The sequence below is a fragment of the Lysobacter sp. ESA13C genome (assembly GCF_019970005.1).
Taxonomy (GTDB): Bacteria; Pseudomonadota; Gammaproteobacteria; order Xanthomonadales; family Xanthomonadaceae; genus Lysobacter; species Lysobacter antibioticus_B.
This window is the reverse complement of sequence record NZ_JAHXYK010000007.1, coordinates 205346-229715: the sequence shown is the minus strand read 5'-3', so window position 1 is coordinate 229715 and position 24370 is coordinate 205346. Positions and strand designations below refer to the sequence as shown.

18 protein-coding genes are annotated in these 24370 nt (G+C 67.6%); 8 read left to right on the top strand and 10 right to left on the bottom strand.

All coding sequences use genetic code 11. The features are described 5' to 3' along the window. The first annotated feature begins 255 nt into the window (after positions 1–255). From LC490_RS15915 to LC490_RS15905, 3 genes are all read left to right on the top strand, one after another. A complete protein-coding gene (locus LC490_RS15915) occupies positions 256–2886 on the top strand; it encodes an excinuclease ABC subunit UvrA (protein WP_223620809.1) in 2631 nt (876 codons plus the stop codon). 1472 nt (positions 2887–4358) lie between these two features. Beyond that, complete coding sequence (locus LC490_RS15910) at positions 4359–4970, top strand: TetR/AcrR family transcriptional regulator (RefSeq protein ID WP_223620808.1); 612 nt, start codon at positions 4359–4361, stop codon at positions 4968–4970. Positions 4971–5110: 140 nt separating this feature from the next. Further along, positions 5111–6145: an NADP-dependent oxidoreductase gene (locus LC490_RS15905; RefSeq protein WP_223620807.1), complete on the top strand. Its 1035-nt coding sequence runs from the start codon at positions 5111–5113 to the stop codon at positions 6143–6145. A gap of 71 nt (positions 6146–6216) precedes the next feature. Here the strand turns inward: LC490_RS15905 and LC490_RS15900 are convergent, their stop codons facing one another. The 5 genes from LC490_RS15900 to LC490_RS15880 form a co-directional block, all read right to left on the bottom strand. Next, complete coding sequence (locus LC490_RS15900; protein WP_223620806.1) at positions 6217–7242, bottom strand: M28 family peptidase; 1026 nt, start codon at positions 7240–7242, stop codon at positions 6217–6219. A gap of 207 nt (positions 7243–7449) precedes the next feature. Beyond that, complete coding sequence (locus tag LC490_RS15895) at positions 7450–8487, bottom strand: hypothetical protein (RefSeq protein WP_223620805.1); 1038 nt, start codon at positions 8485–8487, stop codon at positions 7450–7452. A 167-nt stretch (positions 8488–8654) separates the two neighbouring features. Next, complete coding sequence (locus tag LC490_RS15890) at positions 8655–9161, bottom strand: hypothetical protein (protein WP_031370121.1); 507 nt, start codon at positions 9159–9161, stop codon at positions 8655–8657. A gap of 266 nt (positions 9162–9427) precedes the next feature. Beyond that, a complete protein-coding gene (locus LC490_RS15885; protein ID WP_031370120.1) occupies positions 9428–9937 on the bottom strand; it encodes a hypothetical protein in 510 nt (169 codons plus the stop codon). Between the two features lie 95 nt (positions 9938–10032). After that, a complete protein-coding gene (locus LC490_RS15880) occupies positions 10033–11313 on the bottom strand; it encodes an acyltransferase (protein ID WP_223620804.1) in 1281 nt (426 codons plus the stop codon). A gap of 287 nt (positions 11314–11600) precedes the next feature. Between LC490_RS15880 and LC490_RS15875 the strand changes: the two genes are divergently transcribed. Beyond that, positions 11601–12632, top strand: coding sequence for a DUF4105 domain-containing protein (locus LC490_RS15875; RefSeq protein WP_223620803.1), 1032 nt, complete (start codon positions 11601–11603; stop codon positions 12630–12632). 37 nt (positions 12633–12669) lie between these two features. On the opposite strand, the gene LC490_RS15870 is transcribed toward LC490_RS15875, so the two are convergent. The 3 genes from LC490_RS15870 to LC490_RS15860 form a co-directional block, all read right to left on the bottom strand. Continuing rightward, complete coding sequence (locus LC490_RS15870; protein WP_031370117.1) at positions 12670–12897, bottom strand: hypothetical protein; 228 nt, start codon at positions 12895–12897, stop codon at positions 12670–12672. Between the two features lie 39 nt (positions 12898–12936). Then, a complete protein-coding gene (locus LC490_RS15865; protein WP_031370116.1) occupies positions 12937–13413 on the bottom strand; it encodes a hypothetical protein in 477 nt (158 codons plus the stop codon). A 163-nt stretch (positions 13414–13576) separates the two neighbouring features. Then, positions 13577–14092, bottom strand: coding sequence for a MarR family transcriptional regulator (locus LC490_RS15860; protein ID WP_223620802.1), 516 nt, complete (start codon positions 14090–14092; stop codon positions 13577–13579). Between the two features lie 78 nt (positions 14093–14170). Here LC490_RS15860 and LC490_RS15855 point away from each other — a divergent pair, with 78 nt between their 5' ends. After that, on the top strand, positions 14171–15043 hold the full coding sequence (locus LC490_RS15855; RefSeq protein WP_223620801.1) for an EamA family transporter: 873 nt from the start codon (positions 14171–14173) through the stop codon (positions 15041–15043). 53 nt (positions 15044–15096) lie between these two features. After that, entirely contained in the window at positions 15097–15714 is a 618-nt protein-coding gene (locus LC490_RS15850; RefSeq protein WP_223620800.1) for a nitroreductase family protein, read from the top strand. Between the two features lie 33 nt (positions 15715–15747). Here the strand turns inward: LC490_RS15850 and LC490_RS15845 are convergent, their stop codons facing one another. Continuing rightward, on the bottom strand, positions 15748–16644 hold the full coding sequence (locus LC490_RS15845) for a haloalkane dehalogenase (protein ID WP_223620799.1): 897 nt from the start codon (positions 16642–16644) through the stop codon (positions 15748–15750). Between the two features lie 239 nt (positions 16645–16883). On the opposite strand from LC490_RS15845, the gene LC490_RS15840 reads away from it, so the two are divergent. After that, a complete protein-coding gene (locus LC490_RS15840) occupies positions 16884–17582 on the top strand; it encodes a response regulator transcription factor (RefSeq protein WP_343223020.1) in 699 nt (232 codons plus the stop codon). A gap of 21 nt (positions 17583–17603) precedes the next feature. Here LC490_RS15840 and LC490_RS15835 read toward each other — a convergent pair whose 3' ends face one another. After that, positions 17604–18968: an ATP-binding protein gene (locus LC490_RS15835; protein WP_223620797.1), complete on the bottom strand. Its 1365-nt coding sequence runs from the start codon at positions 18966–18968 to the stop codon at positions 17604–17606. 342 nt (positions 18969–19310) lie between these two features. On the opposite strand from LC490_RS15835, the gene LC490_RS15830 reads away from it, so the two are divergent. Then, positions 19311–24188: an ESPR-type extended signal peptide-containing protein gene (locus LC490_RS15830; protein WP_223620796.1), complete on the top strand. Its 4878-nt coding sequence runs from the start codon at positions 19311–19313 to the stop codon at positions 24186–24188. The last annotated feature ends 182 nt before the right edge of the window (positions 24189–24370 follow it).

The window sequence follows — 24370 nt, the reverse complement described above, 5'->3', positions numbered from 1 at the left end:
ATCGGGCGCGAGCTCGCGCGGTGGGTTTCGGCCCGCGATGCTTTAAGACTTCTTAGTCCGTTTCGCAGCGCCGTCTCGCCTGGACAGTCGCAGCGGGATCGTGCGAGGCCGGCGCGAACGCGGCCGGCACGCGCGCCCGGAGGCAAGCACTGCCTTCGCATCGGCCGATTCGGTACAGCGCCTTGCTCCCCAAGCACGCCGCGAGCGGGTATCTTCACCGCCCTCCCGCGTCCCCAATGCTCCAATCGAGCCCCTATGGCCAAGAAACAGCTCCGTCGCGACCCCGGTTTCGACGCCTTCGTCCGTGTCCGCGGCGCGCGCGAGCACAACCTCAAGGACATCGACGTCGACATCCCGCGCGATGCGCTGGTGGTGTTTTCCGGCGTGTCGGGTTCGGGCAAGTCCTCGCTCGCTTTCGGCACCCTCTATGCCGAGGCGCAGCGGCGTTACCTGGAATCGCTGTCGCCGTACGCGCGGCGCCTGATCGATCAGGTCGGCGTGCCCGACGTCGATGCGATCGAAGGCCTGCCGCCGGCGGTGGCCTTGCAGCAGCAACGCGGCAGCCCGAACGTGCGTTCGACGGTGGGCAGCGTGACCACCTTGTCGAGTCTGCTGCGCATGCTGTATTCGCGCGCCGGCAGCTATCCGGCCCAGCAGCCGATGCTGTACGCCGAGGACTTCTCGCCGAACACGCCGCAGGGCGCGTGCCCGAATTGCCACGGCCTGGGCTATGTCTATGAAGTGACCGAGCAGTCGATGGTGCCGGACCCGTCGCTGAGCATCCGCGAGCGCGCGATCGCATCGTGGCCACCGGCCTGGCACGGACAGAACCTGCGCGACATCCTGGTCACCCTGGGCTACGACATCGACAAGCCCTGGCGCGATCTGCCGAAGAAGGATCGCGAGTGGATCCTGTTCACCGAGGAACAGCCCTCGGTGCCGGTGTATGCCGGCTTCAGCGTCGCCGAGACCCGCGCCGCGCTGCGCCGCAAGGCCGAGGCCAGCTACATGGGCACCTACATGGGCGCGCGCAAGTACGTGCTGCATACCTTTGCCAGCACGCAGAGCGCGCTGATGAAGAAGCGCGTGTCGCGCTACATGATCGGCGCGCAGTGTCCGCTCTGCGACGGCCGGCGCCTGAAGCGAGAGGCTTTGTCGGTGAGCTTCGCCGGGCTCGACATCGGCAGCCTGTCGCAGCTGTCGCTGGACCGGATCGCCGAGGTGCTGACGCCCGCGGCGGAAGGTCGCTTCGATGCCCCGGCCAGCGCCGCCACGCGCAGCCGCGCGGCCGGCCGCAGCGCCGAAGCCAAGCGCATCGCCGCCGGCGGGCTGGCCCATGCCGGCAGTTCCGACGTGCGCCGTACGCCCAACCTGTCCGAGGAAAAACGCATCGCCGCGCAGCGCATCGCCGACGACCTGGTCGAACGCATTGGCACTTTGCAGGCCCTGGGGCTCGGTTATCTGGCGATGGACCGGGCCACACCGAGCCTGTCGCCGGGCGAATTACAGCGCCTGCGCCTGGCCACCCAGATCCGTTCCAATCTGTTCGGCGTGGTCTACGTGCTCGACGAGCCTTCGGCCGGCCTGCATCCGGCCGACAGCGAGGCCTTGCACCGAGCGCTCGACCAGCTCAAGGCCGCCGGCAACACCGTGTTCGTGGTCGAGCACGACCTGGAGACCTTGCGCCGCGCCGATTGGCTGGTCGACGTGGGTCCCGACGCCGGGCAACACGGCGGACGCATCCTCTACAGCGGCCCGCCCGAAGGGCTGCGCGAGATCGAAGCTTCGCGCACCCGGCCGTATCTGTTCGATCTCGTTGCCGCCGAGCCGCGGCCGCCGCGCAAACCGTCGGCCTGGCTGGAACTGCGCGGCCTGCATCGAAACAACCTGCACGGCCTCGACGCGCGCTTTCCCTTGGGCGCGTTCACCGCGGTCACCGGCGTGTCGGGTTCGGGCAAATCGAGCCTGGTCAGCCAGGCCTTGGTCGAACTGGTCGGCGAGCACCTGGGGCACGAGCCGGTGCCCGAAGAGAGCGACAACGACATGCCGCAGCCCGGCCCGCTCGCGCGCGTATCCGGACGGTTGCACGCCGGCGCCGACGCGATCAAACGCCTGGTCAACGTCGACCAGAAACCGATCGGCCGCACGCCCCGCTCGAACCTGGCCACCTACACCGGCTTGTTCGATCACGTACGCAAGCTGTTCGCCGCCACTGCGATGGCGAAGACGCGCCGCTACAACGCCGGGCGTTTTTCCTTCAACGTCGCCCAGGGCCGTTGCGACACCTGCGAGGGCGAGGGCTTCGTGCAGGTCGAACTGTTGTTCATGCCGACCGTATACGCGCCGTGCCCGACCTGCCACGGCAGCCGCTACAACGCCAAGACCCTCGAAGTCGTCTGGAACGGACGCAACATCGCCGAGGTGCTGGCGATGACGGTCGACGAAGCGCTTGCGTTCTTCGACGGCGAAGCGGCGATCCGCCGCTCGCTGAGCCTGCTGCGCGACATCGGCCTGGGCTATCTGCGTCTTGGGCAGCCGGCCACCGAACTGTCCGGCGGCGAAGCGCAGCGCATCAAGTTGGCGACCGAGCTGCAGCGCAGCCAACACGGCGACACCTTGTACGTACTCGACGAGCCGACCACGGGCCTGCATGCGGCCGACGTCGACAAGCTGATGGCGCAGTTGCACGGCCTGGTCGAGGCAGGCAACACCGTGGTCGTGGTCGAACACGAGATGCGCGTGGTTGCCGACGCCGATTGGGTCATCGACATCGGTCCGGGCGCGGGCGAGCAGGGTGGACAGATCGTCGCCAGCGGCACGCCGCAACAGGTCGCGCGCTCGAAGACCAGCCGCACTGCGCCGTATCTGCGCGAGGTGTTGGCTTGATTATCGGCAAGTAAGCTTGATCGGCACGCGTTCGGTACGTGTAGGAGCGACGTGAGTCGCGACCACGTACCTGGCCGGCGCGCGGTCACTTGCACGGAGCTCCAGGGTAGGAGCGGCGCGAGCCGCGACCGCGTCGTCTCCCGCTGCAGCGTTTCTTACCGCAAAGCCGTAAAGCAACATCTACAGCTTCCGTCCGTTGACGCGGCAGGGGTACTTCCTTTTGCTAAGCCCAACAGTCCGTCTGGATTCCCTTCGGTCAAAGCTAACCAAAGAAAGGGGCTCTCCTTGCAAGGGCGCAGGTCACGAATGCGATGGTGTCGCTGGGATTTTTCGATAGGACATCCTTGTCCTATCGAGTCATTCCTTTTTAAGGGCTGGGCGCACGTCCCGTGCGGCGCCCTCCGGGTCTACGCTTGCATCGCAAGTTCGTCACTGCGCCAAGCTCATCACGGCAACGGCAACGGCAACGGCAACGTCGTTGCTGCTCTTGGGTAGGAGCGGCGCGAGCCGCGACCGCGGATCTACGGCTGCCGACGCGGGTAATCGTTGCGGCGTGGTCGCGGCTTGTGACCGAAGGGAATCCAGACGGACTCTTGTTGCTTATGACAAAAGAAAGTAACCCGCCGTTTTAGCGGCGGAAGCTTCTAGCGTTTGATCTGACCTTGCTTCTCAAGAAGCCATAAGCAAGTGCAAAGCTTCCGTCCGCTCACGCGGCCGGGTTACTTTCTTTTGCTAAGCCCAAAAGAAAGATAACCAAAGAAAAGGGCTCTCCTTGCAAGGGCACAGGCTACGAGTGCGATGCCCGCGCCGGGATTTTCCGATAAGACGTCCCTGTCTTATCGGAAAACGCCGCACGTCCTGTGCGGCGCCCTTCGGGTCTCCACTTGACCGGTAAAGCGGCAAAGCAGTTCAACATCTCGGCAACGGCAACGGCAACGGCAACGGCAACGGCAACGGCAAAGCAGGAGTTACCGTTGCCTTAAAGGTTTTGCTGTTGTCGTTGTTCTGCGTCGCCTCGCATTCGCGAAGGTAATCGAAGACCCGAGGGGCGGCGCGCAGGGATGCGCGCCGTTTTTCATCGGGACAGGGATGTCCCGTATGAAAAGTCCCCGCGGAGGCAACGATCGTGCGGGCCTGTGATTCAAAGGAAAGCATTTTTCTTTGGTTAGCTTTCTTTTGTTGCTTATGACAAAAGAAAGTAACCCGCCGCTTTAGTGGCGGAAGCTCTTGGCGTTTGATCTGGATCTTGATCTTGCTCGAGCGATACGCCGCGAGACCGAAACGACGCGGTCGCGGCTTGCGCCGCTCCTACCCCAGCGACGGCATGCCGCTTCGGTGGACGACTTCGGCATTGTTGCCCTGAGCGTTCCTTGGTCGCGGCTCGCGCCGCTCCTACCCAGAAGCCGCCGCGGCCCGGTGCCCCCCTTCTTGGACACTAGACGACCGGTCTAATTGAGGCTATCGTGCCGCCCATGAACGCTAGCTCCGCCGCCACCGACGTCCGCCGACACATCCTCGAGGTGGCCCACCCGCTGTTCCTGCGCAAGGGCTTCACCGCGGTCGGGCTGTCGGAGGTGTTGGCCGCGGCGCAGGTGCCGAAAGGCTCGTTCTATCACTACTTCGGTTCCAAGGAAGCCTTCGGCGAAGCGGTGCTCGAGGTGTATTTCGCCGAATACCTGGGGCGGATGGACGCGCTGTTGTCGCAGCCCGGTACCGGGGCGCAGCGGACGATGGCCTTCTTCGAGGACTGGCTCGATTCGCAGACCGGCGAGGAAAACCAAAGCCGCTGCCCGGTGGTCAAGCTCGGCGCCGAGGTCTGCGATTTGTCGGAAAGCATGCGCGCGGCGCTGGCGCGCGGCACGCGCGGGGTCGTCGATCGTCTGGCCCAGTGCATCGAAGCAGGGCGCGTGGACGGCTCGCTCGCCGGTCTCGCCGATGCATCGGATTCGCAGGCGACCGCGGTCGCGCTCTACCAGAGCTGGCTCGGCGCCAGTCTGCTGGCCAAGATCGCCCGCGACCGCAGCGGCCTGGACATGGTCATGGCCGGTACGCGCGAGCGGCTGGGCCTGGCCCAAGACGCCTGAGCCGAGGCGGGAGCGTGCCTGCGTTCCCGCCTTTGTTTTGCCTGTTCTATAGACGACCGGTCTATTTGTTGAGTGACCTGTCGTCAGCACCTCGCTTACGAACCATCCAACCCCCACCCCAGCGCTAAAGGAATGCACTCATGTCGCAACGCGATACCGTCAACCGCCGCATCGTCCTGGCCAACCGCCCGCGCGGCTTGCCGACGGCCCAGGATGTCCGCTTCGAAGAAACCGCCGTACCGACGCCCGACGAAGGCCAGGTGCTGCTGCGCACCCTGTACCTGTCGCTCGATCCCTACATGCGCAATCTGATGGACGAAGCCGGGACCAGTTACGCGCCGCCGGTGGCGCTGGGCGCGCCGATGGTCGGCGGCACGGTCAGCCGCGTCGCCGCCTCGCGGCACCCGCAGTTCCGCGTCGGCGAGGTGGTGCTCGGCAATGCCGGCTGGCAGGACTACGCCCTGTCCGATGGCAAGGATCTGCAGGCGCTCGGCGACATGCCGCAGCCCTCGTTGGCGCTTGGCGGCCTCGGCATGCCGGCGTTCACCGCCTACGTCGGCCTGCTTGATATCGGCCAGCCGCAAGCCGGCGAAACCGTGGTCGTGGCCGCGGCGACCGGTGCGGTCGGCTCGGTGGTCGGGCAGATCGCCAAGCTCAAGGGCGCGCGCGTGGTCGGCATCGCCGGCGGCGCCGACAAATGCCGCCATGCGGTCGAGGAACTCGGCTTCGACGTGTGCCTGGACCGCCACGACCCCCGACTGGCCGAACAACTTGCCGCGGCCTGCCCGGACGGCATCGACGTCTATTTTGAGAACGTCGGCGGCGCCGTGTTCGACGCGGTGTTGCCGCTGCTCAACATCGGCGCACGCGTGCCGGTCTGCGGCGTGATTGCGCACTACAACGGCGCTGAGCATGCGTCGGGCCCGGACCGTTTGGCGCAGACGATGACTGCGCTGCTGCAGAAGCGCATCCGCATGCAGGGCTTCATCATCCTCGACCATTACGGCGATCGCTTCGAAACGTTCAGCCGCGACATGAGCCAGTGGGTCGCCGAAGGCCGGGTCAAGTTGCTCGAGGATGTCGTCGACGGCCTGGAGAATGCGCCGACGGCTTTCATCGGCCTGCTCGAAGGGCAGAACCTCGGCAAGCGCGTGGTGCGAGTCGCCGCGGCCTGAGGCAAGGTTCGGCCCGAACGCCCGGCGCGCATGCGAGCGGCCTCCTCGCGGCTTGCATGCGTGCGACGGATTCAATCCGCGTCGGTGCCGGGCCGTTGCGCGATCGCGTACACCGCTTGCACCACCTTGGCCATGCGTGCGTAGTCGAGCTTGTCGTAGGTGTCGCTGGCTTGATGGTAGGTCGTGCTGCGAAGGAAGGCGGTGTCGCTGACCATGAAGGCCGGATAGCCTTCATGCCAGTAGCTCAGGTGGTCGGAGAAATCGATGCCCTGCAATAGCGGCGGGGCATTGATCGAGTGCACCGGCAGGTCGGTCGCCCCGGCCATGATCGCCTTGAGCCGGCGCAGGCGGCCGAAGTCGCCCAGCCTGCCGACCAGGATCACGAAGTCGCCGCGGTCCGGGTACAAACGGTCCATGCCGCGCAGCGGATAACGCTGGCTACCGGGGCGGTCGCTGAAGCGGCCGATCATCTCCAGCGACAGCATGAACTCCACTTCGCGTCCGCCCGCCTTGAGCGAACGCGCATGCCAGGCGCTGCCCATGTGCTCGCTGCGGAAATGCGGCGGCTCTTCCAAGGTGTAGGCGACCAGTTCGACCGCATGCGCGGGCGGGTTGCGGCCGAGCAGACGCGCCAGCTCCAGCAAGCCGGCGACGCCGCTGGCGTTGTCGTCGGCGCCCGGCGTATGCGTGCGCGGCGAATAGCCGCGCGGATCGTCGGTGTCGATGCCGACATCGGCGAAGGAATCGTAGTGCGCGCCGATCACCCGCACCGGCCCGCTGTCGGGGCCGAAGCGCACGATGAGGTTGCGGTAGGTGCGTTCTTCGACCTTCACGTCCTGGTGGTGCACGCGGCCGCCGCTCTTGGCGAATTCCTCGCGGATGAAGTCGGCGGAGCGCTCCAGGCTGTCGGGCTGGTCGTAGCTGCGCGGGTACAGGTCGACCGACAGGTGCTTGACGTCTGCCTTCAAGCGCGCGCTATCGACGGCCACAGGTTGCGAAGGCAAGGGGCTGACGAACGGTTGCACCACGGCGACCACGACGGCGGCGGCGATCGCTGCGAGGGCCGCAAGCAGCAGGAGAAAACGGCGAAACAGCATGGGAGAGACGGCCTTGTCTGCGGATCGGCCAGGACGAGGCCGGATGGGCAGATATACCAGCGAACGCGGTCGCCTTGCGACTGCGTCCGATGTGCCGCGGACTCCGTGGGCCGGTTCCCGGTGCCGGTCGACGTTTCCAACGGCAGGCATGGTCGCGATTCTCGGCCTTGCAGGTGGCGGCAACCGCGAATGCAGCGGTCGCGAGCCTTACAGTTTCTTCAGGCCTTGGTTGTCGAACCCGTCCGGGCTCTCTTTCATCGTCGACTCGGTGATGCTGGAAGCGCCGCGTCCGGCCAGCGTGTTCGCCACACCCAGGGCCAGATCGATCGCGACGGCGGTCTGGCCCAGCAACTTACGCGCGCCCGTGGTGGGTTCGAGGAAGTCGTAGCCGGCCATGACCGCTCTGATCGCCACTTCCTGGTTGGCCATGAAGGCCGCGATCGGAACCGCATTCGTCGCCGGCGCTGCGCCCGTGGTATTGGCGAGGGAGCGGTTGTACGCGCGGGCAAGCTCTTCTGCGGCCGCTGCCCTCTCGCTCTCGGGCAGTGTCCAATAGTTGATCACGACACGTGGAGTCGGGGCCGAGGTCGAGCCGGCACTGGAACCGGTACTGGAGGTGGAGGCGGTAGTCGGCACGAAGTTGGTGAGGCTGACCGGCGCCGGAGGCGTGTAGTTGGTGGACTGAACGATGAAGTCCCGGTCGGCTTTCACCGCGGCCATCAACGATCCCGTGTCGAAGCGGATCAGCCGCTCCCTGGTCCAGCCGGCGAGCACAAGATAACTGTGGGTGTTGCCGAGCGATTCGTCGAGCTGCCGCAGCAAGAGCGCCGGATGGGCCGGAACATCGCTGCCGCCGATACTGCCGCTGGTGCTGTCGCTGTCGCTGTCGCTGTCGCTATCGCTGCTGTCGTCATTTCTCAGCGATGCCCGGTCTGTGCTCATGTCTTCGTTGTAGTTCAAGACTCTGCGAAACTGCTCCAGGATCTGCGATTGGCGCTCCGTACCCATGCCGATCTGCTTCACCAAATCCCGCACCATCTCGTACCAATGCACGCGATGCAGCATGTCCATCGCCGCCCAATCGTCGGATCGCATCGGGGCTTTGAGGAGATGGCGGATGATGCCGTCCAGGGTCACCGCATCGATGCCGTCCTGGGGATCGACTTTCGAAAGCGCGAACAGATCGCTGATGGTTTTGGCTTTGGCGTCGGCCTGTTCGGCCTCTTTGGGCGGCTTGTTTCCCATGAGGGGCTCCCGTGGGCGCAATGGCGGAATGCACAAAGAAACGCCGTCGGCAGGCAGTCGTGAAACCCGAACGGCGAAGGGCGCTCGCGCCGCCGTGCGCGTTGACATGAGCCCCTGCGGGTGGAGGGCGGCGGCCCCGGCCTGGCATTCGGGGCCGCCGCGCCGGCTCAGCCCGGGAACTCCGCGAGCGGCTGCCACACATCCGGCTTCACCCCGATGCGCAGATCGATCAGGTTCACGCCGACCGGCGACATCACCAGCAACTCCTTGGGCCGCGCGAACCAGATCACCGCGATCTTGGTCGCCATGTCGAGGTCGTTGCTGTTGAGGTATAGCTTCATCTTCGGCACGTTGTCCTTGCCGAGCACCGTCCACGGCTGCTGGACCAGGCCATCGGTATTGATGCGATAGAAGAACTGGTAGGTGTCGTAGGCGGTTTCTTCGTCCAGCCCCGTGCTGAAGAACCAACCGTTCTCGCGGTTCTTGTCGATGCACCAGCGCTCGGCTTCGATGGCCAGGGTGCCGGTGTTCACCAACTGCCTGAGGTTGGCGCGGCTGGTCTGGATGTTGTCCGATCTCCATGGCCTGAAGCCGCCGGATCGTTTGACATCGCCCGGGGTGCGCCCGGGTTTGCCCCCGATGGGGCCGTCTTCGCCGCGATAGGCATAAGTCATTGCATGTCTCCGTTTCGATGGGTGAGGGCGAACGCGCGCTGTGTACGCAGCCGCTGTCGGCCACGGGCGCGGCGCCGGCCGTACCCGCATCGGAAACGAACGTTGTCGGAGGAGCCAGTGTGAAAGGCCGCTAGGCAGGCGCATACGCCGCGGCCGCGGGCGCGTGTCCGCTCATGCGCCGTGACAGAAGCCGCCGTACGCACTCGCATACGCCCGCCTGTCGCACCTCGATGGCCCCGGCCTTGCGCCGGGGCCATCGCGCCGACTCAATTTCCGTTGTAGTCCTCGAGGGGCAGCCACGCGTCCGGATTCCTGCCGATGCGCAGATCGATCCGGTTCACGCCGACCGGCGACATGACCAGCAACTGCATGGGGCTGGCCATCCAGATCACTGCGATCTTGGTCGCCGTGTCGAGGTCGTCGCTGTCGAGGTACAGGTGCATCTCCGGTGCGCCGATATCGCCCAGCACCGTCCATGCCTTCTGGGTCAGGCCGCTGATGTCGAAGCGGTAGAAATAGGGAGAGGCACGGTAGTCGGTCGGTTCATCCAGCTGCGAGCTGAAGAACCAGCCGTCCTTGCGGTCTTTTTCGCCGCACCAGCGCGCTGCTTCCAGAGCCAGGGTGCCGTTGTTCACCAACCTGCGCAGGTTGGCGCGGCTGATGGCGAGGCTATCCGAGTTCCACGGCTTGAAACCGCTGGCCAGCTTTATCTCGGATGGGATCACGCCGGTGGCGCTCTCACTGGGGTTTTCCGGGCAGAAATAGGCGTGGGTCATTGCGGTCTCCGTTTCGGTGGGGGGCGATCGAGCGGTTCCTTGCGCAGCGGCGACCGTGCCCGCATCGGAACCAAGGTTCTGCACAGGAGCTCGCGCTAAGTCGTCGCCGGCAGCGCTACCCGCGTGTTCGACTTGGCGCCGAGCCGGCTTGCGATGCGCTTGCCGAGGCGAATGCCGGGCTCTTCGACGTAGCGATAGGTGAGCAGGGCGCTCGCACACAGCAGCAGGGCACAGCCGAGGTAGACGATGCAGAACGCCGGACCGCCGCTGGCGGCATAAGTGCCGACGCCCCGGATCGCGAACACCGCGACCAGGATCAGCCCCTGCGAGAGGTAGATGCCGTAGCTGAGGTTGCTCAGCCGGCGCGAGGCCGGCCACGCCAACAGGCCGAACAAACGGTTGCCCGAGCAGACGATGAAGAAGAACGTGCCGGCGAGCGGGCACAGCAGGAACAACTGCGCCAACCCGATGCGCGGCGCGCCCGCGATCATGATGGCGAACAGCGCCGCCAGGCAAAGCAACGCGACCACGCCCCACAGCGGCCGCCGCCATTGCACGCGCGTGCCGATGCCGGCATGCAGCAGCGAGGCGACGAACATGCCGGCGCCGAGCATCAACACCAGCTCGGCCAACACCGCCAGAAAAAGTATCGGCCGCGGCTTGATGCCGGGCGCGAAGCCGCCGTGCCAGCTCGACGCGGCGATGGTCAGCAGGCACAAGGCGACCAGGCCGGCGCTGAAGGCCAGATGCCGGCCGCGGCGCACGAACCAGGCCGAGACCGGCAGGGAGAAATAGAACAGCCACTCGAAGAACAAGGTCCAGGTGACGCCGGCCAGGATGGTGCCGGTGTCGGCATACCCGTTGAGGGTCGGCGGTGGCGGCACGATGCCGAGCGCCAACCAGCCCAGGGCCGAGGCGATCGCCTGCGACGGCGGCACCCGTAGCTCAAAGCCGGTGCGGTAGGCGACGATGGCGATCATCGTCAGCACCGCGACGAGATACATCGGCCCCAGACGGAACACACGGCCGACATACAGGGCTTTCCAGCCGGGGCGGCCGCCGGCCGTGAGCAGTTTGTTCCAGAACAGGAAGCCGGTGATCATGAAGAACAGGCAGATCCCGAGCAGGCCGGCGCTGTTGTAGAACGTCGACGGCGACGGTTTCCACACGCCGGTGCGCAGGTATTCGTGATGGACGATGACGTGGCTGGCGAACACGCTGAGGGCGAGAAACCCGCGCAGGCCGTCGAGGGTGTCGCTGCGTTGCTGCGTTTGCGGCGGGGCGCGGTCGGCGGCGCGGAACCAGGGCAGGGCGGCGAAGGCCAAGGCCAGCGCCAGCATCGCGAAGTACGGCCATACCTGATGGATATCGACCATGCGGCTTCCGATGCGGGGCGGGGTGGATTGGCCGAGACTAGCGGCGCCGCCGGCGCGCTTCCGTTGGTTGGATCACGCTTCCTCATGCGCTGCGCGGCGGATGTCGAGACTCGGAACGGGGTTGCCGTTCGAGCGGACCTAGGTCGCATGCGCCGTGCTCGTGCGCAGGCATCGGCCCAGCGCGTACTCTCTCGTCGGCACCCTGGCATTCAAGCCGGGCCGCGATGCGCCGGCGCTGCCGTCGCCGGCGGCCCGCTGCAGACCCTTTTCGCATGACGGACGATTCGATGACCGCTTTGGACACACGTGGGGCGCCTTGGCTGCGCTGGCTGTTGCTGGCGCCTGCGATCGCCTTGTCCGCCGCGTGGGGCGGGCTGGCCTTGTGGTATCGATTGCCGCTGGCGGTGGCGTTCAAGAGCGCGATGGTGGCGGCCTTCGTGGTCAGCGCGCTCGCGGCGTTGTTCGCCTTGCGCCGCCTGCGCAAACCGGCGTTATGGGTCTATCTGTTGGCCTTCGCCGGCGTGCTGCTGTGGTGGAGCACGCTGCGCCCGTCGCAGAACCGGGCGTGGGCCGACGACGTGGCCCGCCACCTGCACGCGCAGGTCGACGGCGACCGGGTCCGGTTCGACAACGTGCGCAATTTCGATTGGCGCAGCGACGACGACTACACGCCGCGCTGGGAACGCCGCGAATACGACCTCGGTCGTCTGCAGTCGGCGGATCTGGTGTTGTCGTACTGGATGGGGCCGGCGATCGCCCACACCCTGGTGTCGTTCGGGTTCGACGACGGCCGCAAGTTGGTGTTCTCGGTCGAGATCCGCAAGGAGCGCGGCGAGCAGTTCTCGACCCTCGGCGGTTTCTTCCGCGAGTTCGAGACCACCCTGGTCGCGGCCGACGAGCGCGACATCCTGCGGGTGCGCAGCAACGTGCGCAACGAAGACGTCTATCTGTACCGGCTGCGCCTGCCGAAGGAGGCGCTGCGTTCGTTGTTTCTCGGCTATGTCGCCGAAGCCGGCGAGCTCGAACGGCAGCCGAGTTTCTACAACACCCTGACCAGCAACTGCACCACCATCGTGTTCGACCTGATGCGCCAGATTGCGCCGGGCCTGCCGCTCGATTACCGATTGCTGCTGTCGGGCTATCTGGCCGAGTACGCTTACGACCAAGACGGGTTGGTACCGGGTTACGACTACCGCACCCTGCACGATCGCGGGCGCGTGACCGACCGCGCGCGCGCAGCGGGCGACTCGTCGGCGTTCTCGGAACTCATTCGCGAAGGCGTGCCGGGCGTGGCGGCCGATCAGGTCCGCGCTCGCTGAGGCCTCCGCGCGCGGATCGAGGCGTTGCGGCCAAGGCTTACTCGACGCGCGACAAGCCGAAACCCTGCAGGTACTCGTCGGTGACCTTGGGCATGCCGGGGCCGCTCCACACGAACGAGAAGATCGCATCCTCGTGGATGGTGTCGGTGATCTTCGGTGCGGTGACGCCGGGCACGCCGTCCAAGGCGGCCACGCCCAGGTCGGACATGGGCACAGGCGACAGCTTCGGATTGCCGTTACGCCTCAATCGGATCGACAGGCGCATGGCCTTCCCCTTGGTGGTGGACGTTGGGTGCGATACAGCTTAGGCGGTGGGCCGTGACTGCCCCGTCAGGTCCCGGGGGCTGCGGGCATAGCTCGCATGCAGCGGGATGCGGCAATGCAGGTCGACCCATGAGCGCATGAGTCCGAAGTCGGCCAGATAACGGTCGTTGAGATCCGGCTCGGCGCGCAGGCGCCATGCGAAAGACACGCACACGCAGGTCGAGGTTTGCCAACCGATTTCGGGTGCCGCCGAGCCGGGCAATGCATTGACGGCTTGCAGGGCGAGTTCGTGCAGCGGCGTGGCGAGGAATCGCGGATCCAGCGTCCGCCTCAGTGCCGCGACCCAGCGCGATCCCATAGGCCGATCGGTCGCTGCGCGATAGGCGCCGAAGCCATGCGCGTGCTTGTCGTCGGGCTGGATGCGGCCGTCGGGCTCGTTCGTGCTGCTCATGGCGCGCATGACCGGCGGATACTGCGTGAGATTGCCGTTGCCTGGCCGTCCGATCGGTAGCTGCATGGTCGTCCCCTGGGCGGAAGTGTGCTTTCCAAGGCCAGCATGGGCGCGCCGGGTGACTGCCACCTAACCCCTGCGACGGCGGTTCAGTTTGAGCGCTCGCACCTGCGCCGCATCGCGGTCGGTTCGGGCCGATCACCGCCGTTCGAGCCATGCCGCGCGCCGCTCATTCGGCGGTGGACTCCAGCATCGTCAACAGTTCCGACAAGGCATCGTCGAGTGAGCGCAGGCTGGCCGGCGCCAGGCTCGCCATGATGCGGCGCTCGTTCTCGATGTGCGCCTCGACGGCCCGGTCGATCAGCGCCAGGCCAGCCGGCGTCAGTTGCACCAACAGGCTGCGCGCATCGCTCGGGTTGGCCCGGCGTTCGATCCAACCGGCCGCTTCCAGCCTTTGCAGGCGGTGGGTCATGGTGCCGGAGGTGATCATCAGCGCCGAGAACAGCGCGGTGGGCGCCAGGCAGTGGGGCGCGCCGGAACGCCGCAGCGTGGCCAGCACGTCGAACTCCCAACTGGTCATGTCGAAGGTCGAGAAGGTCTTGTCCAGCCGGCGCTGCAACAGGGCCGCGCAGCGCTTGACCCGGCCGATGGCGCCCATCGGGCTGGCGTCGAGATCGGGACGCTCGCGGCGCCATTGGTCGAGGATCGCGTCGACCGAGTCGGGCTGTCGTTTGCTCGTGGCCACGAGGGCTCCCTGATTTGTCTTGACTTCAAGATAAACTGCCTTCAGGCTAGGATCTTATCTTGAATTGAAGATAGTTTCATGAGCGCAGCCTCGCACCGCCCGGTCTGGATCGACATGCTCCTGACCGCCCTGGCCCCCGCCATCTGGGGTTCGACCTACATCGTCGCGTCCGAGCTGTTGCCGCCGGACCGGCCTTTCACCGCCGCCCTGATCCGCACCTTGCCGGCCGGCCTGTTGCTGGTCGCCTTCATGCGGCATTGGCCGGCGCGCGGCGAATGGCTCCGTCTGCTGGTCTTGTCGGGCTTGAACATCGCCGTCTTCCAGGCGCTGCTGTTCGTTGCCGCCTACCGCTTGCCCGGCGGTCTCGCCGCGGTGGTCGGCGCGATCCAGCCCTTGTTGGTGATTGCCCTGACCTGGGCGGTCGACCAGCGCCGGCCGCTGCAGTTCACCGTCTGGGCCTGCGTGCTCGGCGTGGTCGGTATGGGCGTGCTGCTGCTGTCGCCGGACACGGTCTGGGAGCCGGTCGGCATCGCCGCGGCCCTGGCCGGTGCCGCCTGCATGGCGACCGGCAACTACCTGACCCGGCGCTGGCGCAGCGACCTGCCGGTGTTCGCCCTGACCGGTTGGCAGTTGCTGCTCGGCGGCCTGATGTTGGCGCCGGTCGCCCTCGCCATCGATGCGCCGCTGCCGCGCCTGAGTCTGTTGCAGGTATCGGCCTATGCCTATTTGTCGATCGCCGGTGCGTTGCTGTCGTACGCCCTGTGGTTCCGCGGCCTGGCGCGTTTGCCGCAGGTAGCGGTGTCCTCGCTCGGCCTGTTGAGCCCACTGACCGCGGTGATCCTCGGCTGGGCCCTGCTGGGGCAAGCCCTTACCGGCGTCTCTCTGCTCGGCCTGCTGGTCGTGCTCGGCAGCGTCCTGGCCGTGCAATGGCGCAGCAGCCGGCCGGCCTGAACCAGCGGCCTGCGTTCTCGCTGCGCCCCTCCAGTCCTCTCATCAGAAGTGCCATGAACCATCCGATCAGACAACTCATCGAATCGCGCGTGTCGGCCAACCGTTACGACCCCGACCGACGGATTTCCGACGAAGACATCGCCGCCCTGGTCGATCAGGCCACGCGCGCGCCGTCGGCGTACAACTTCCAGAACTGGAAATTCATCGCCGTGCGCACGCCCGAGGCGAAAGCGCGCCTGAAAGCGCTGTCCTACGGCCAGCAGAAGATCGCCGACGCCTCGGTCGCCTTCATCGTCTGCGGCACGCTCGCGGCGCACGAACACCTGCAGCGGGCGCTACAGCCCTCGGTCGAGGCCGGGATCATGGCGCAGTCGATGGCCGATGGTTGGGTGGCCCAGGCGGCGCGTGCGCACGCCGACGATCCGTCCTTGCAACGCGACGAAGCGATTCGTTCGGCGTCGCTGGCGGCGATGACCTTGATCCTCGCCGCCGAAGGCATGGGCTGGGCCACCGGCGCGATGGGCGGGATCGATTTCGCGGGCGTCGCGCGCGAGTTCGCGCTCGAGGCCGACGAAGTGCCGGTGCTGGTCGTCACCGTCGGCCATCCGCTGCCGGGCAACTGGCCGCAAAAACCGCGCAAGCCGGTGCACGAAGTCATCGCCTACGTTTGAACGTGCCGGTGCCGGCTCGGGCCGGCGCCGGCATCAGCCCGGGCGGACCCGGGTCGAGAGGAATTCGGCGAGCGCGCGGCCGATCGCGTGCGGTGCGTCTTCCTGCAGGTAGTGAATGCCCGGCACGGTCACTTCGGTCTGGTTCTTCCAACTGCGGCAGAACTCGCGCGCGCGTCCGGTCAACAAGGCCCCGGGCTCGGCGTTGACGAACAACTTCGGCAGCGTGCTCGACGCCAGCCAATCGGCGTACGCGTCCACCGCCTGGGCGACGTCGGCCGGCTCGCCGTCGATCGGCAGCTCGCGTGCGAACGCCAAAGTCGGCAGGCGCGATTCGCGGGTCGCGAACGGCGCGCGATAGGCCTGCAATTCCTCTTCGCTGAGTTGGCGCAGGATGCTCTTGGGCAGTACGGTCTCGACGAAGAAGTTCTCGTCGAGCACGAGTTGTTCGCCCTGTTGCGAACGCATCGCCCGGAACAAGGTGTCGCGGCCGGGCGGGAAATCCGCCCAGGTCCGCGACTGCACCAGCGATTCCATATAGGCGATCGCGGCGACGCGCTGCGGGAACCGGCGCGCGTAATGGAAGCCGAGCGCCGAGCCCCAGTCGTGCAGGACCAGGGTGATGCCGTCGGGCAGGTCCTTGGCTTCGAACCAGGCGTCGAGATAGCGCACGTGGTCGGCGAAACGATAACCGCCGCCGGGTATCGGGCCGGACTGGCCCATGCCGGCCAAGTCCGGTGCGAGACAGCGGCCGAGGTGGCGTACCTGCGGAATGATGTTGCGCCACAGATAGGACGAGGTCGGATTGCCGTGCAGGAACACGATCGGCGCGCCCTCGCCGACATCGACATAGCTGATCTCGGTATCGAGCACGTGGATGCGCCGGCGCGGCAGGGTGTCGATGGGCAGGACGGGGTATTCGCTGGCGTTCATCGCAGACCTTTCGATTGGACTGGGCAGATTTTTTCCGCGCCGCCCGCGTGCCGGTAGGGCCAGATCCAGGCAAAACCGAGGGGCCAGCGGGGCGGCGGCGAGGGCTTGCGCACGCAGGCTGCCCTGACCCGCGCGCAGAAGCGTGGACTGTCGCCGATCGGGCACCGCCGACGCATTCCCGGTACGCGCCGGGCGGGTACTATCCGAGGCGCAGGGGGCGATATCTGAGGATGACCGCGATGACATCATCGGGGCAGAGCTTGCCGCGCGTGGCCTTGGTGGAAGACGACGCGCTGCTGCGCGAGCGGGTGTTGGTGCCGGGCCTGGCGAACTTCGGTTTCGCGGTGACCGGCATGGACACGGCAGCCGCGCTGCACCTGCATCTGGCCGCGGCGACGTTCGACATCGTCGTGCTGGATGTGGGCCTGCCCGATGCCGACGGCTTCGCAGTCGCGCGCGAGGTGCGCGAGGCGTTTCCCGGAATCGGCATCGTCATGCTGACCGGACGCGGCGACACCTTGGATCGCGTGCGCGGATTGAGCCAGGGCGCCGACGCTTATCTGACCAAGCCGGCCGAGGTCGAAGTGCTGGCGGCGACTTTGCACAGTCTGGCACGTCGCTTGCGCGGTGCAGCACCGGTGCGCCGCCGCTGGCAGCTCGACGCCGATGGCTGGTGCCTGCTGTCGCCGTCCGGTAGCGCGGTGGCACTGACCCGTACCGAGCGCCGCGTCGTCGAGCGGCTCACCGCTGCATCCGGACAGTTGGTGACGCGCGAGCAACTGGTCGCGGCGCTGACCGACAATGTCTACGACTTCGACATGCACCGCCTCGATTCGCTGGTCTATCGCTTGCGCCGCAAGGTCGCCGACGCCTGCGGCGAACCTTTGCCGCTCAACGCCGTGCACGGCGAAGGCTACGTACTCGGCGGCGCGCACTGAACGATCGGTCCGACCTAGTCGTCAGGCCATGCCCTCGGCGTTATCGACCGCCTCGTGGGCCAACGGCAGGCGAATGGTGAATGCGGTGCCTGCGCCGGGCGCGCTGTCGACGCGGATATCGCCCCCCAGGGCCTTGACCAGGTCGTGCACCACCGACAGGCCCAGGCCGGTGCCATGGGCAGCCAGCTTGGTGCTGAAGAACGGTTCGAACACGCGTTCGCGCACGTGCTCGTCCATGCCCAGGCCGTTGTCGGCCAGGAGGATTTCGATCTCGCCGCCTTGCGCCGTCGCGGCGATCGCGAAGCGGCCGCCGTCGGGCATCGCATCGCGCGCGTTCGCGGCGATATTGAGCACCATCAGCTCGAACTCGCTGCGATCCAGACGCACCGGCAATGCGGCGGCGACGGCCGGCAGTTCCAGACGGACCGCGGCAGGCAGCAGCTGCCGCAGCATCGGCTGCAGGTCGCGCAGCGCGCGCGCCGCATCGAAGGTCTCGATCCGCAGCACGTCGTTGCGGCTGAAGATGAGCAGCTTGCGGGTCACCGCGCAGCCGCGCTCGGCCGCTTCCTCGACGCCCTCGAGGGCGGCGGCCAAGGCCGCGCTGCGTTCGCGCGGGTCCGACAGGTCGAGCGCGGCATCGCGCTGCGCGGCGAAGCCCTGGATCAGCCCGAGGATGTTGTTGAAATCATGGGCGATGCCGCTGGCCAGGCGTCCGCTGGCCTCCATCTTCTGGGCATGGATGAGCTGGGTCTGGGCGCGTTCGCGCCGGGCCATCTCCAATTGCAGTTCGCGGCCGCGCGCGTTCGATTCGTCCAGGCTTTCGCGCAATGCAGTGACGGCGCGGTCGAGGATCGCGGTGATGATCAGGTAGCTCGCCACCAGCGAGGGCGCGTTGCGCAGGGCATTGCCGATCCATTGCGGGCCCTTGGCGGTGTTGTGGGCATCGGTGGCGAAACCGATGGCGAAGATCGCCAGCAACAACGCGAACACCGTCCACAGCGCGCGCCGGCCCAGCACTACGCCGGCGATGACCAGGGTCAGGATCATCGCGGTCTGGTCGATCAATTGCGCCTGCGTGCCGAGCTTGTGGAAGGCCAGCGCCAGCGAGGTCAACAGCGCGCCGAGGAACAGCATCATCGCCGTGCGGTAACGATCGCGGCGGATCAGCCGCACGCACAACAACGCCAGCGCGGCGGTGGTCAGGTCGAGCAGCAGGACGATGGCCCAGCCCGCGGGAATCGGCCGCGACGACAGATGCCAGGCCCAGTTGGCCGGCAGGGCGATGCCGTAGAACAACAGCAGCAACTGCATCGCCGGCGCGTTGCGGCGATCGACGGCATCGGCGATGGGGGCGCTGCGCAACCAGTGCGCGAAGGGTTTCCACATGGGCAGGCGGCTCGTCGTGTCGGACGCAGAGGGATGACGCAGCGGCACGGTCGCACGTCGTCCATGGCGCTGGCGATCCGAACGGCCGCTGCCGTCGGTGAGAACTCAGTGATTATTCGGTGAGATCGCGAGCGTGACAACGCGGAAGCCGGCGTCTTAGGTTCGCACTCAGCCGATGTCGTCATCCACGTACGCGGCGAATCATCCAGGCGACCGGCCAGGGCGGGGCCGGCCATTCATCCAACGGCATTCGATGCGACGGCATCGACCGGTCTTCCGGTCGTTCTGGGCCGACGGGCGTCGCATGCCTCCGAAACGACACAGTGGGCGGGAGAGCGATCGATGAACAAGATTTTCAGCCGCGTATGGAGTCACGCCAAGCAGGCGATGGTGGTGACCTCGGAATTGGCCTCGAGCGGCGGCAAGCGCGATGGCCGTCGCCGCCTGGCCGATGCCAGCGCCGGCGTTGCGGCGATGAGCCTGTTGCTGGCACTGGGCGCTCCACCTGCGTGGGCCGACGACGTCGTCGGTACGACGACGAGCGCCGCGCCGACGGCCGAATCGATCGCCGCCGACGAGACTTGCGCACGCGCGCAGGCCGACGATGCGGCGGATATCGATTGCGCCGCGGCCGTACAGGCCGTCGCCGCGGCGACGCCGATCGTCGATACGCCCTACTTCAAGATCAACGGCCCCGAAGACCTGCCGTGGACGCCGGAAGTGGAAGGTCCGGTCGATGCCATCGCCGACGGCTACAGCGCGATCGCGATGGGCTCCGGCGCCAAGGCCGAAGGCGACTACGCCAGCGCCATCGGCGACAGCAGTTGGGCGGCGAACAATGCCGCCACCGCGGTCGGCGCGCAGAGCGCCGGTGTCGGTATCGGCGCCAGCGCCTTCGGCCAGGGCGCGATGGCCTACGGCGATGCCAGCACCGCCGTGGGCCAGAGTGCGTTCGCCGGCGGTTTCGGCAACACCGCGCTCGGCGCCGGCGCCGAGGCCACCGCCGAACAAGCCGCCACCGCGCTGGGCGCCTTGAGCACCGCGGCCGGCATGGGTTCGGTTGCGATCGGCGGTTATGCCCAGGCCTATGGCAGCGGCAGCCTGGTCGGCGGTTTCAATGCCGGCGCCAACGGCGAAGCCGGTGTGGCCCTGGGCGCGAATTCGCGCGCGGTGGCCGGCGATTTCGGCGTGGCCATCGGCGGCTATGCCAACGCGGTCGGCGGCGGCAGCGTCGGCATCGGCGGCAACAGCCTGGCTTATGGCGCGCGCGCGGTCGCGCTCGGACATAACGCCGCGGCGAGCGGCGAAGGCACCATCGCCATCGGCGGCAGCGAATGGGTCGATCTCGATGGCGACGGTGCACCCGACGTCGGCGAGGCGACCTATGCCGAAGGCCAGAACGCGATCGCGATCGGCAACGTCGCCGGCGCCAGCGGCATCGGCGCGCAAGCGATCGGCGATCACGCCAGCGCCTTGAACCACAACGCCACCGCCAGCGGCGCGCAGAGCCTGGCTGCGGGCGAGGCGAGCACCGCGACCGGCGCTTACAGCGTCGCCAGCGGCGTCGAGAGCAGTGCCTACGGCTATCAGAGCCAGGCCGCGGGCGATCATGCCACCGCGGCCGGCGGTTCCAGCCTGGCCTTGGGTCAGGGCGCTTCCGCGTTCGGTACCGCCGCCAACGCGATCGGCGACTACAGCATCGCCAGCGGGTATGGCAGCGTCGCCGACGGCGCGAATTCGGTCGCCCACGGCAACGGCGCGCAAGCCCAGGGCGGCGGTGCCATTGCTCTGGGCAGCGCCAGCGTCGCGATGCACGGCAACGGCATCGCCATCGGCAACCAGAGCCTCGCCCAGGGCTTGGGCGCGACCGCGATCGGCGGTCTGGCCGAGGCCAGCGGTTTGTTCGCCACCGCTCACGGCATGTTCGCCTGGGCCAACGGACGCGAGAGTTCGGCCTTCGGCGCGGCGGCGACCGCCAACGGTTGGAAGGCGAGCGCGCTGGGCGTGGGGGCGTGGGCCGAGGGGCTGTTCGCCACCGCGCTCGGCGCCGATGCGCAGGCCAAGGACGTATCGGTCGCGGTCGGCCAGGGCACGCTCGCCGACATCGCCTCCACCGCCGTCGGCGTGCAGGCGCGCGCCGGCGAAGGCGGCGTTTCGGTCGGCAACAACACCTTGACCTCGCTCAACAGCGTCGCCCTCGGCCGCGAAAGCTGGGCCACCGGCACCGAAGCGACTTCGGTCGGCTACAACAGCTACGGCAATGGCGACGGCGCCGCGGCCCTGGGCTCGAACGCGTGGGCGATGGCGGGCAACAGCACCGCGGTCGGCTCCTACACGTCGGCAACGGCCGACAACAGCGTCGCTCTCGGCCATGGCTCCAGTACCGGCGACCGTGCCAACACGGTGTCGGTCGGCGCCGCGCAAGCCTGGACCGATCAATACGGCAACACCTTCGCCGCGATCGACCGGCAGATCGCCAACGTCGCCGCCGGTACCGAGGCGACCGACGCGGTCAACAAGGCCCAGCTCGATGCCGTCGCCGACAGCGTCGGCGATGCCAACGATTACCTCGCTGCCGATGGCGCCGGCGACGGCAGCGATGCCGCCATCGCCGATGCCGAACATGCCAGCGCGGTCGGCGCCAACGCCGTCGCCGGTGGCGTCGAGAGCACCGCGGTGGGCTATCAAAGCAATGCCGTCGGCGATCATTCGACCGCGGTCGGCGGTTCCAGCCTGGCCCTGGGGCAGGGCGCATCGGCGTTCGGCACCGGCGCTAACGCAATCGGCGAACAGAGCACCGCCAACGGCTACGGCGCGGTCGCCAACGGCGCGAACAGCGCCGCGGTCGGCAGCGATGCCCTGGCCGACGGCGACGACAGCTTCGCCGGCGGCAACGGCGCGCAAGCCAACGGCGGCGGCGCGGTCGCGCTCGGCGCCGGTTCGGTGTCGAACGGCGCCTTGGGTGTGTCGATCGGTTCGGGCGCGCACAACAACGGCTTCCTCGCGACCGCGGTCGGCGGCCTGGCGCTCGCCGATGCGCCGTTCTCGACCGCGCTCGGCAGCTTCGCCACGGCGTCGGCCTGGCAATCGACCGCGGTCGGTTCCGGCGCGTATGCGCAGGGTTGGAACTCGACTTCGGTCGGCGCCAACTCCAGCGCAGGCGGCGGTGGCGTCGCCGTCGGTGTCGGTGCCAAATCCGGCTACTGGCAGTTCGACGAGAGCACCGGCGAGAACGTCTACATCGCCACCAGCGGCACTGCGATCGGTGAGAACGCCGCCGCGACCGGGCAGTACAGCACCGCCCTGGGCGGTTTCTCGGCGGGCTCCTTCAGCTCCGCCGGCGCGAGCGGTCTGTACAGCACCGCGCTCGGCGCCGGTGCGTATGCCGGTTCGTACTGGGACAGCAGTCTGGTTGGCGACTACACCACGGCGGTGGGCGCCGAGAGCTGGGCGATCGGCGGTTCCTCGACCTCGCTGGGCTTCAATAGTTTCGCCCAGGCCGAGCACGCGACCGTGCTCGGCGCCAATGCCTGGACCACGCCGGATGCCGCCAATGCGGTGGCCTTGGGCGAGGGGTCGCTGGCCGACCGCGCCGACAGCGTATCGGTGGGCGCGGCCCGCGCCTGGACCGATGCCGGCGGCACCGTGCACGCCGCCATCGATCGCCAGATCGCCAACGTCGCGGCCGGCACCGAAGCCACCGATGCGGTCAACAAGGCGCAGCTCGATGCGGTGGCCGGCGGCGTCAGTCAGGCCAATCACTACTTCAAGTCCAGCGGCAAGCAGGACGGCAGCGACGATGCCAGCATCAACGGCCAAGGCGCATTGGCCGCGGGCGCGAGTGCGGTCGCCAACGCTAACGGCAGCACCGCGGTCGGCGCCAACGCTCGCGCCGACAAGGTCAGTGGGTCGGCGTTCGGCAGCAACGCCCGGGCCGCCGAAACCAACGCCACCGCCCTGGGTGCGAACAGCCAGGCGATCGCCGCGACGGCGACGGCGGCCGGTTCCAATGCACAGGCGCGAGCCCAAGCGTCCACCGCGATCGGTTACGACGCGCGTGTCGCCGACGCCGCGCAGGACGGCACCGCGCTCGGTGCGCGTGCCCGGGTCACGGCGGCCAATGCGGTGGCGGTGGGTGCGGGCTCGGTCGCCGACCGCGCCGGCACGGTCGCGGTGGGCGCTGCCGGCAAGGAGCGCCAGATCGCTCATCTCAAGGCCGGCAGCGCGAACACCGATGCGGTCAACGTCGGCCAGTTGAACGCGGCGGTCGGCGAGATCGACGAAGCACTCGCCACCACGGTCAAGTACGACGACGACGGCAAGAGCGCGCTGACTCTGGAAGGCGCGAACGGCACGGTGATCGGCAACGTCGCCGACGGCCGGCTCGCCGGCGGCAGCCGCGAAGCGGTCAACGGCGGCCAGTTGTTCCAGCTCGGCGACAGCACCGCGCAGATGCTCGGCGGCGGCGCATCGATGGGGCCGAACGGCATGATGGGGCCGACCTACGCCATCCAGGGCGGCAGCTACTACAACGTCGGCGATGCGCTCGGCGCGCTCGACGGCGCCATCGACGGACTCGATGCGCGCGTCGATCAGCTCGAGCACAAGCCGGGCAACGGCAACGGCAATGGTCACGGCAAGGGCAAGGCGGCGAGCGCTGGAGAAGGCGCGGTTGCCTCGAGCGGGCTGACCGACAGTGCTCCAGTCACGGCCGAAGCCAATGCGGTCTCGGTCGCCAGCGCCGGCAGCGAACGCAAGCTGAGCAACGTCGCCGCCGGCGTCGGCGCCACCGATGCGGCCAACGTGCAACAGGTACAGGCCGCCAATGCGCAAGCGGTCGGCAGCGCCAATGCCTATACCGACAGCGCCGCGACGCGCACCTTGTCGTCGGCCAACGCCTACACCGACAGCCGCTATCAGGCGTTGAGCGATGAGTTCACCGGTCTGCGCGACGAACTGGGCCTGCGTCTCAACAAGCAGGACCAGCGTATCGACCGCCAGGGTGCGATGAGCGCGGCGATGATGAACATGTCCATCAACGCCGCCAACAGCCGCAGCCCGCGCGGACGCATCGCCGTGGGCGCCGGCTGGCAGAACGGCGAAAGCGCCTTGTCGGTCGGTTATTCCAAGGCGATCGGCGAACGCGCCTCGATGAGCATCGGCGGCGCTTTCAGCAGCGACGACTCGTCGGCCGGTATCGGCTTCGGCTTCGATCTGTGAGCCGGTTGCCGTTGTCGTAACGCCTCGCTCTTTCCTGCGCCGGCTCGCCTGCGCAGGAAAGACACAGGTCAGCGCAGCGTCAGTCCGCTTCGCGCCTATCCACCCACAAAACAGCGAGCGCCGCGACCGGATCCCCCGCAACGGTCGCCTTGCCCGCATCCGAATCGCACTTCCCTGGGAGA

Excerpts from the sequence above, each read along its gene's own strand:
- LC490_RS15865 (WP_031370116.1), bottom strand. The coding sequence starts at position 13,413 with ATGCAGCTACCGATCGGACGGCCAGGCAACGGCAATCTCACGCAGTAT.
- LC490_RS15900 (WP_223620806.1), bottom strand. The coding sequence starts at position 7,242 with ATGCTGTTTCGCCGTTTTCTCCTGCTGCTTGCGGCCCTCGCAGCGATC.
- LC490_RS15880 (WP_223620804.1), bottom strand. The coding sequence starts at position 11,313 with ATGGTCGATATCCATCAGGTATGGCCGTACTTCGCGATGCTGGCGCTG.
- LC490_RS15890 (WP_031370121.1), bottom strand. The coding sequence starts at position 9,161 with ATGACTTATGCCTATCGCGGCGAAGACGGCCCCATCGGGGGCAAACCC.
- LC490_RS15870 (WP_031370117.1), bottom strand. The coding sequence starts at position 12,897 with ATGCGCCTGTCGATCCGATTGAGGCGTAACGGCAATCCGAAGCTGTCG.
- LC490_RS15850 (WP_223620800.1), top strand. The coding sequence starts at position 15,097 with ATGAACCATCCGATCAGACAACTCATCGAATCGCGCGTGTCGGCCAAC.
- LC490_RS15885 (WP_031370120.1), bottom strand. The coding sequence starts at position 9,937 with ATGACCCACGCCTATTTCTGCCCGGAAAACCCCAGTGAGAGCGCCACC.
- LC490_RS15835 (WP_223620797.1), bottom strand. The coding sequence starts at position 18,968 with ATGTGGAAACCCTTCGCGCACTGGTTGCGCAGCGCCCCCATCGCCGAT.
- LC490_RS15875 (WP_223620803.1), top strand. The coding sequence starts at position 11,601 with ATGACCGCTTTGGACACACGTGGGGCGCCTTGGCTGCGCTGGCTGTTG.
- LC490_RS15910 (WP_223620808.1), top strand. The coding sequence starts at position 4,359 with ATGAACGCTAGCTCCGCCGCCACCGACGTCCGCCGACACATCCTCGAG.
- LC490_RS15830 (WP_223620796.1), top strand. The coding sequence starts at position 19,311 with ATGAACAAGATTTTCAGCCGCGTATGGAGTCACGCCAAGCAGGCGATG.
- LC490_RS15840 (WP_343223020.1), top strand. The coding sequence starts at position 16,884 with ATGACATCATCGGGGCAGAGCTTGCCGCGCGTGGCCTTGGTGGAAGAC.
- LC490_RS15845 (WP_223620799.1), bottom strand. The coding sequence starts at position 16,644 with ATGAACGCCAGCGAATACCCCGTCCTGCCCATCGACACCCTGCCGCGC.
- LC490_RS15895 (WP_223620805.1), bottom strand. The coding sequence starts at position 8,487 with ATGGGAAACAAGCCGCCCAAAGAGGCCGAACAGGCCGACGCCAAAGCC.
- LC490_RS15915 (WP_223620809.1), top strand. The coding sequence starts at position 256 with ATGGCCAAGAAACAGCTCCGTCGCGACCCCGGTTTCGACGCCTTCGTC.
- LC490_RS15855 (WP_223620801.1), top strand. The coding sequence starts at position 14,171 with ATGAGCGCAGCCTCGCACCGCCCGGTCTGGATCGACATGCTCCTGACC.
- LC490_RS15905 (WP_223620807.1), top strand. The coding sequence starts at position 5,111 with ATGTCGCAACGCGATACCGTCAACCGCCGCATCGTCCTGGCCAACCGC.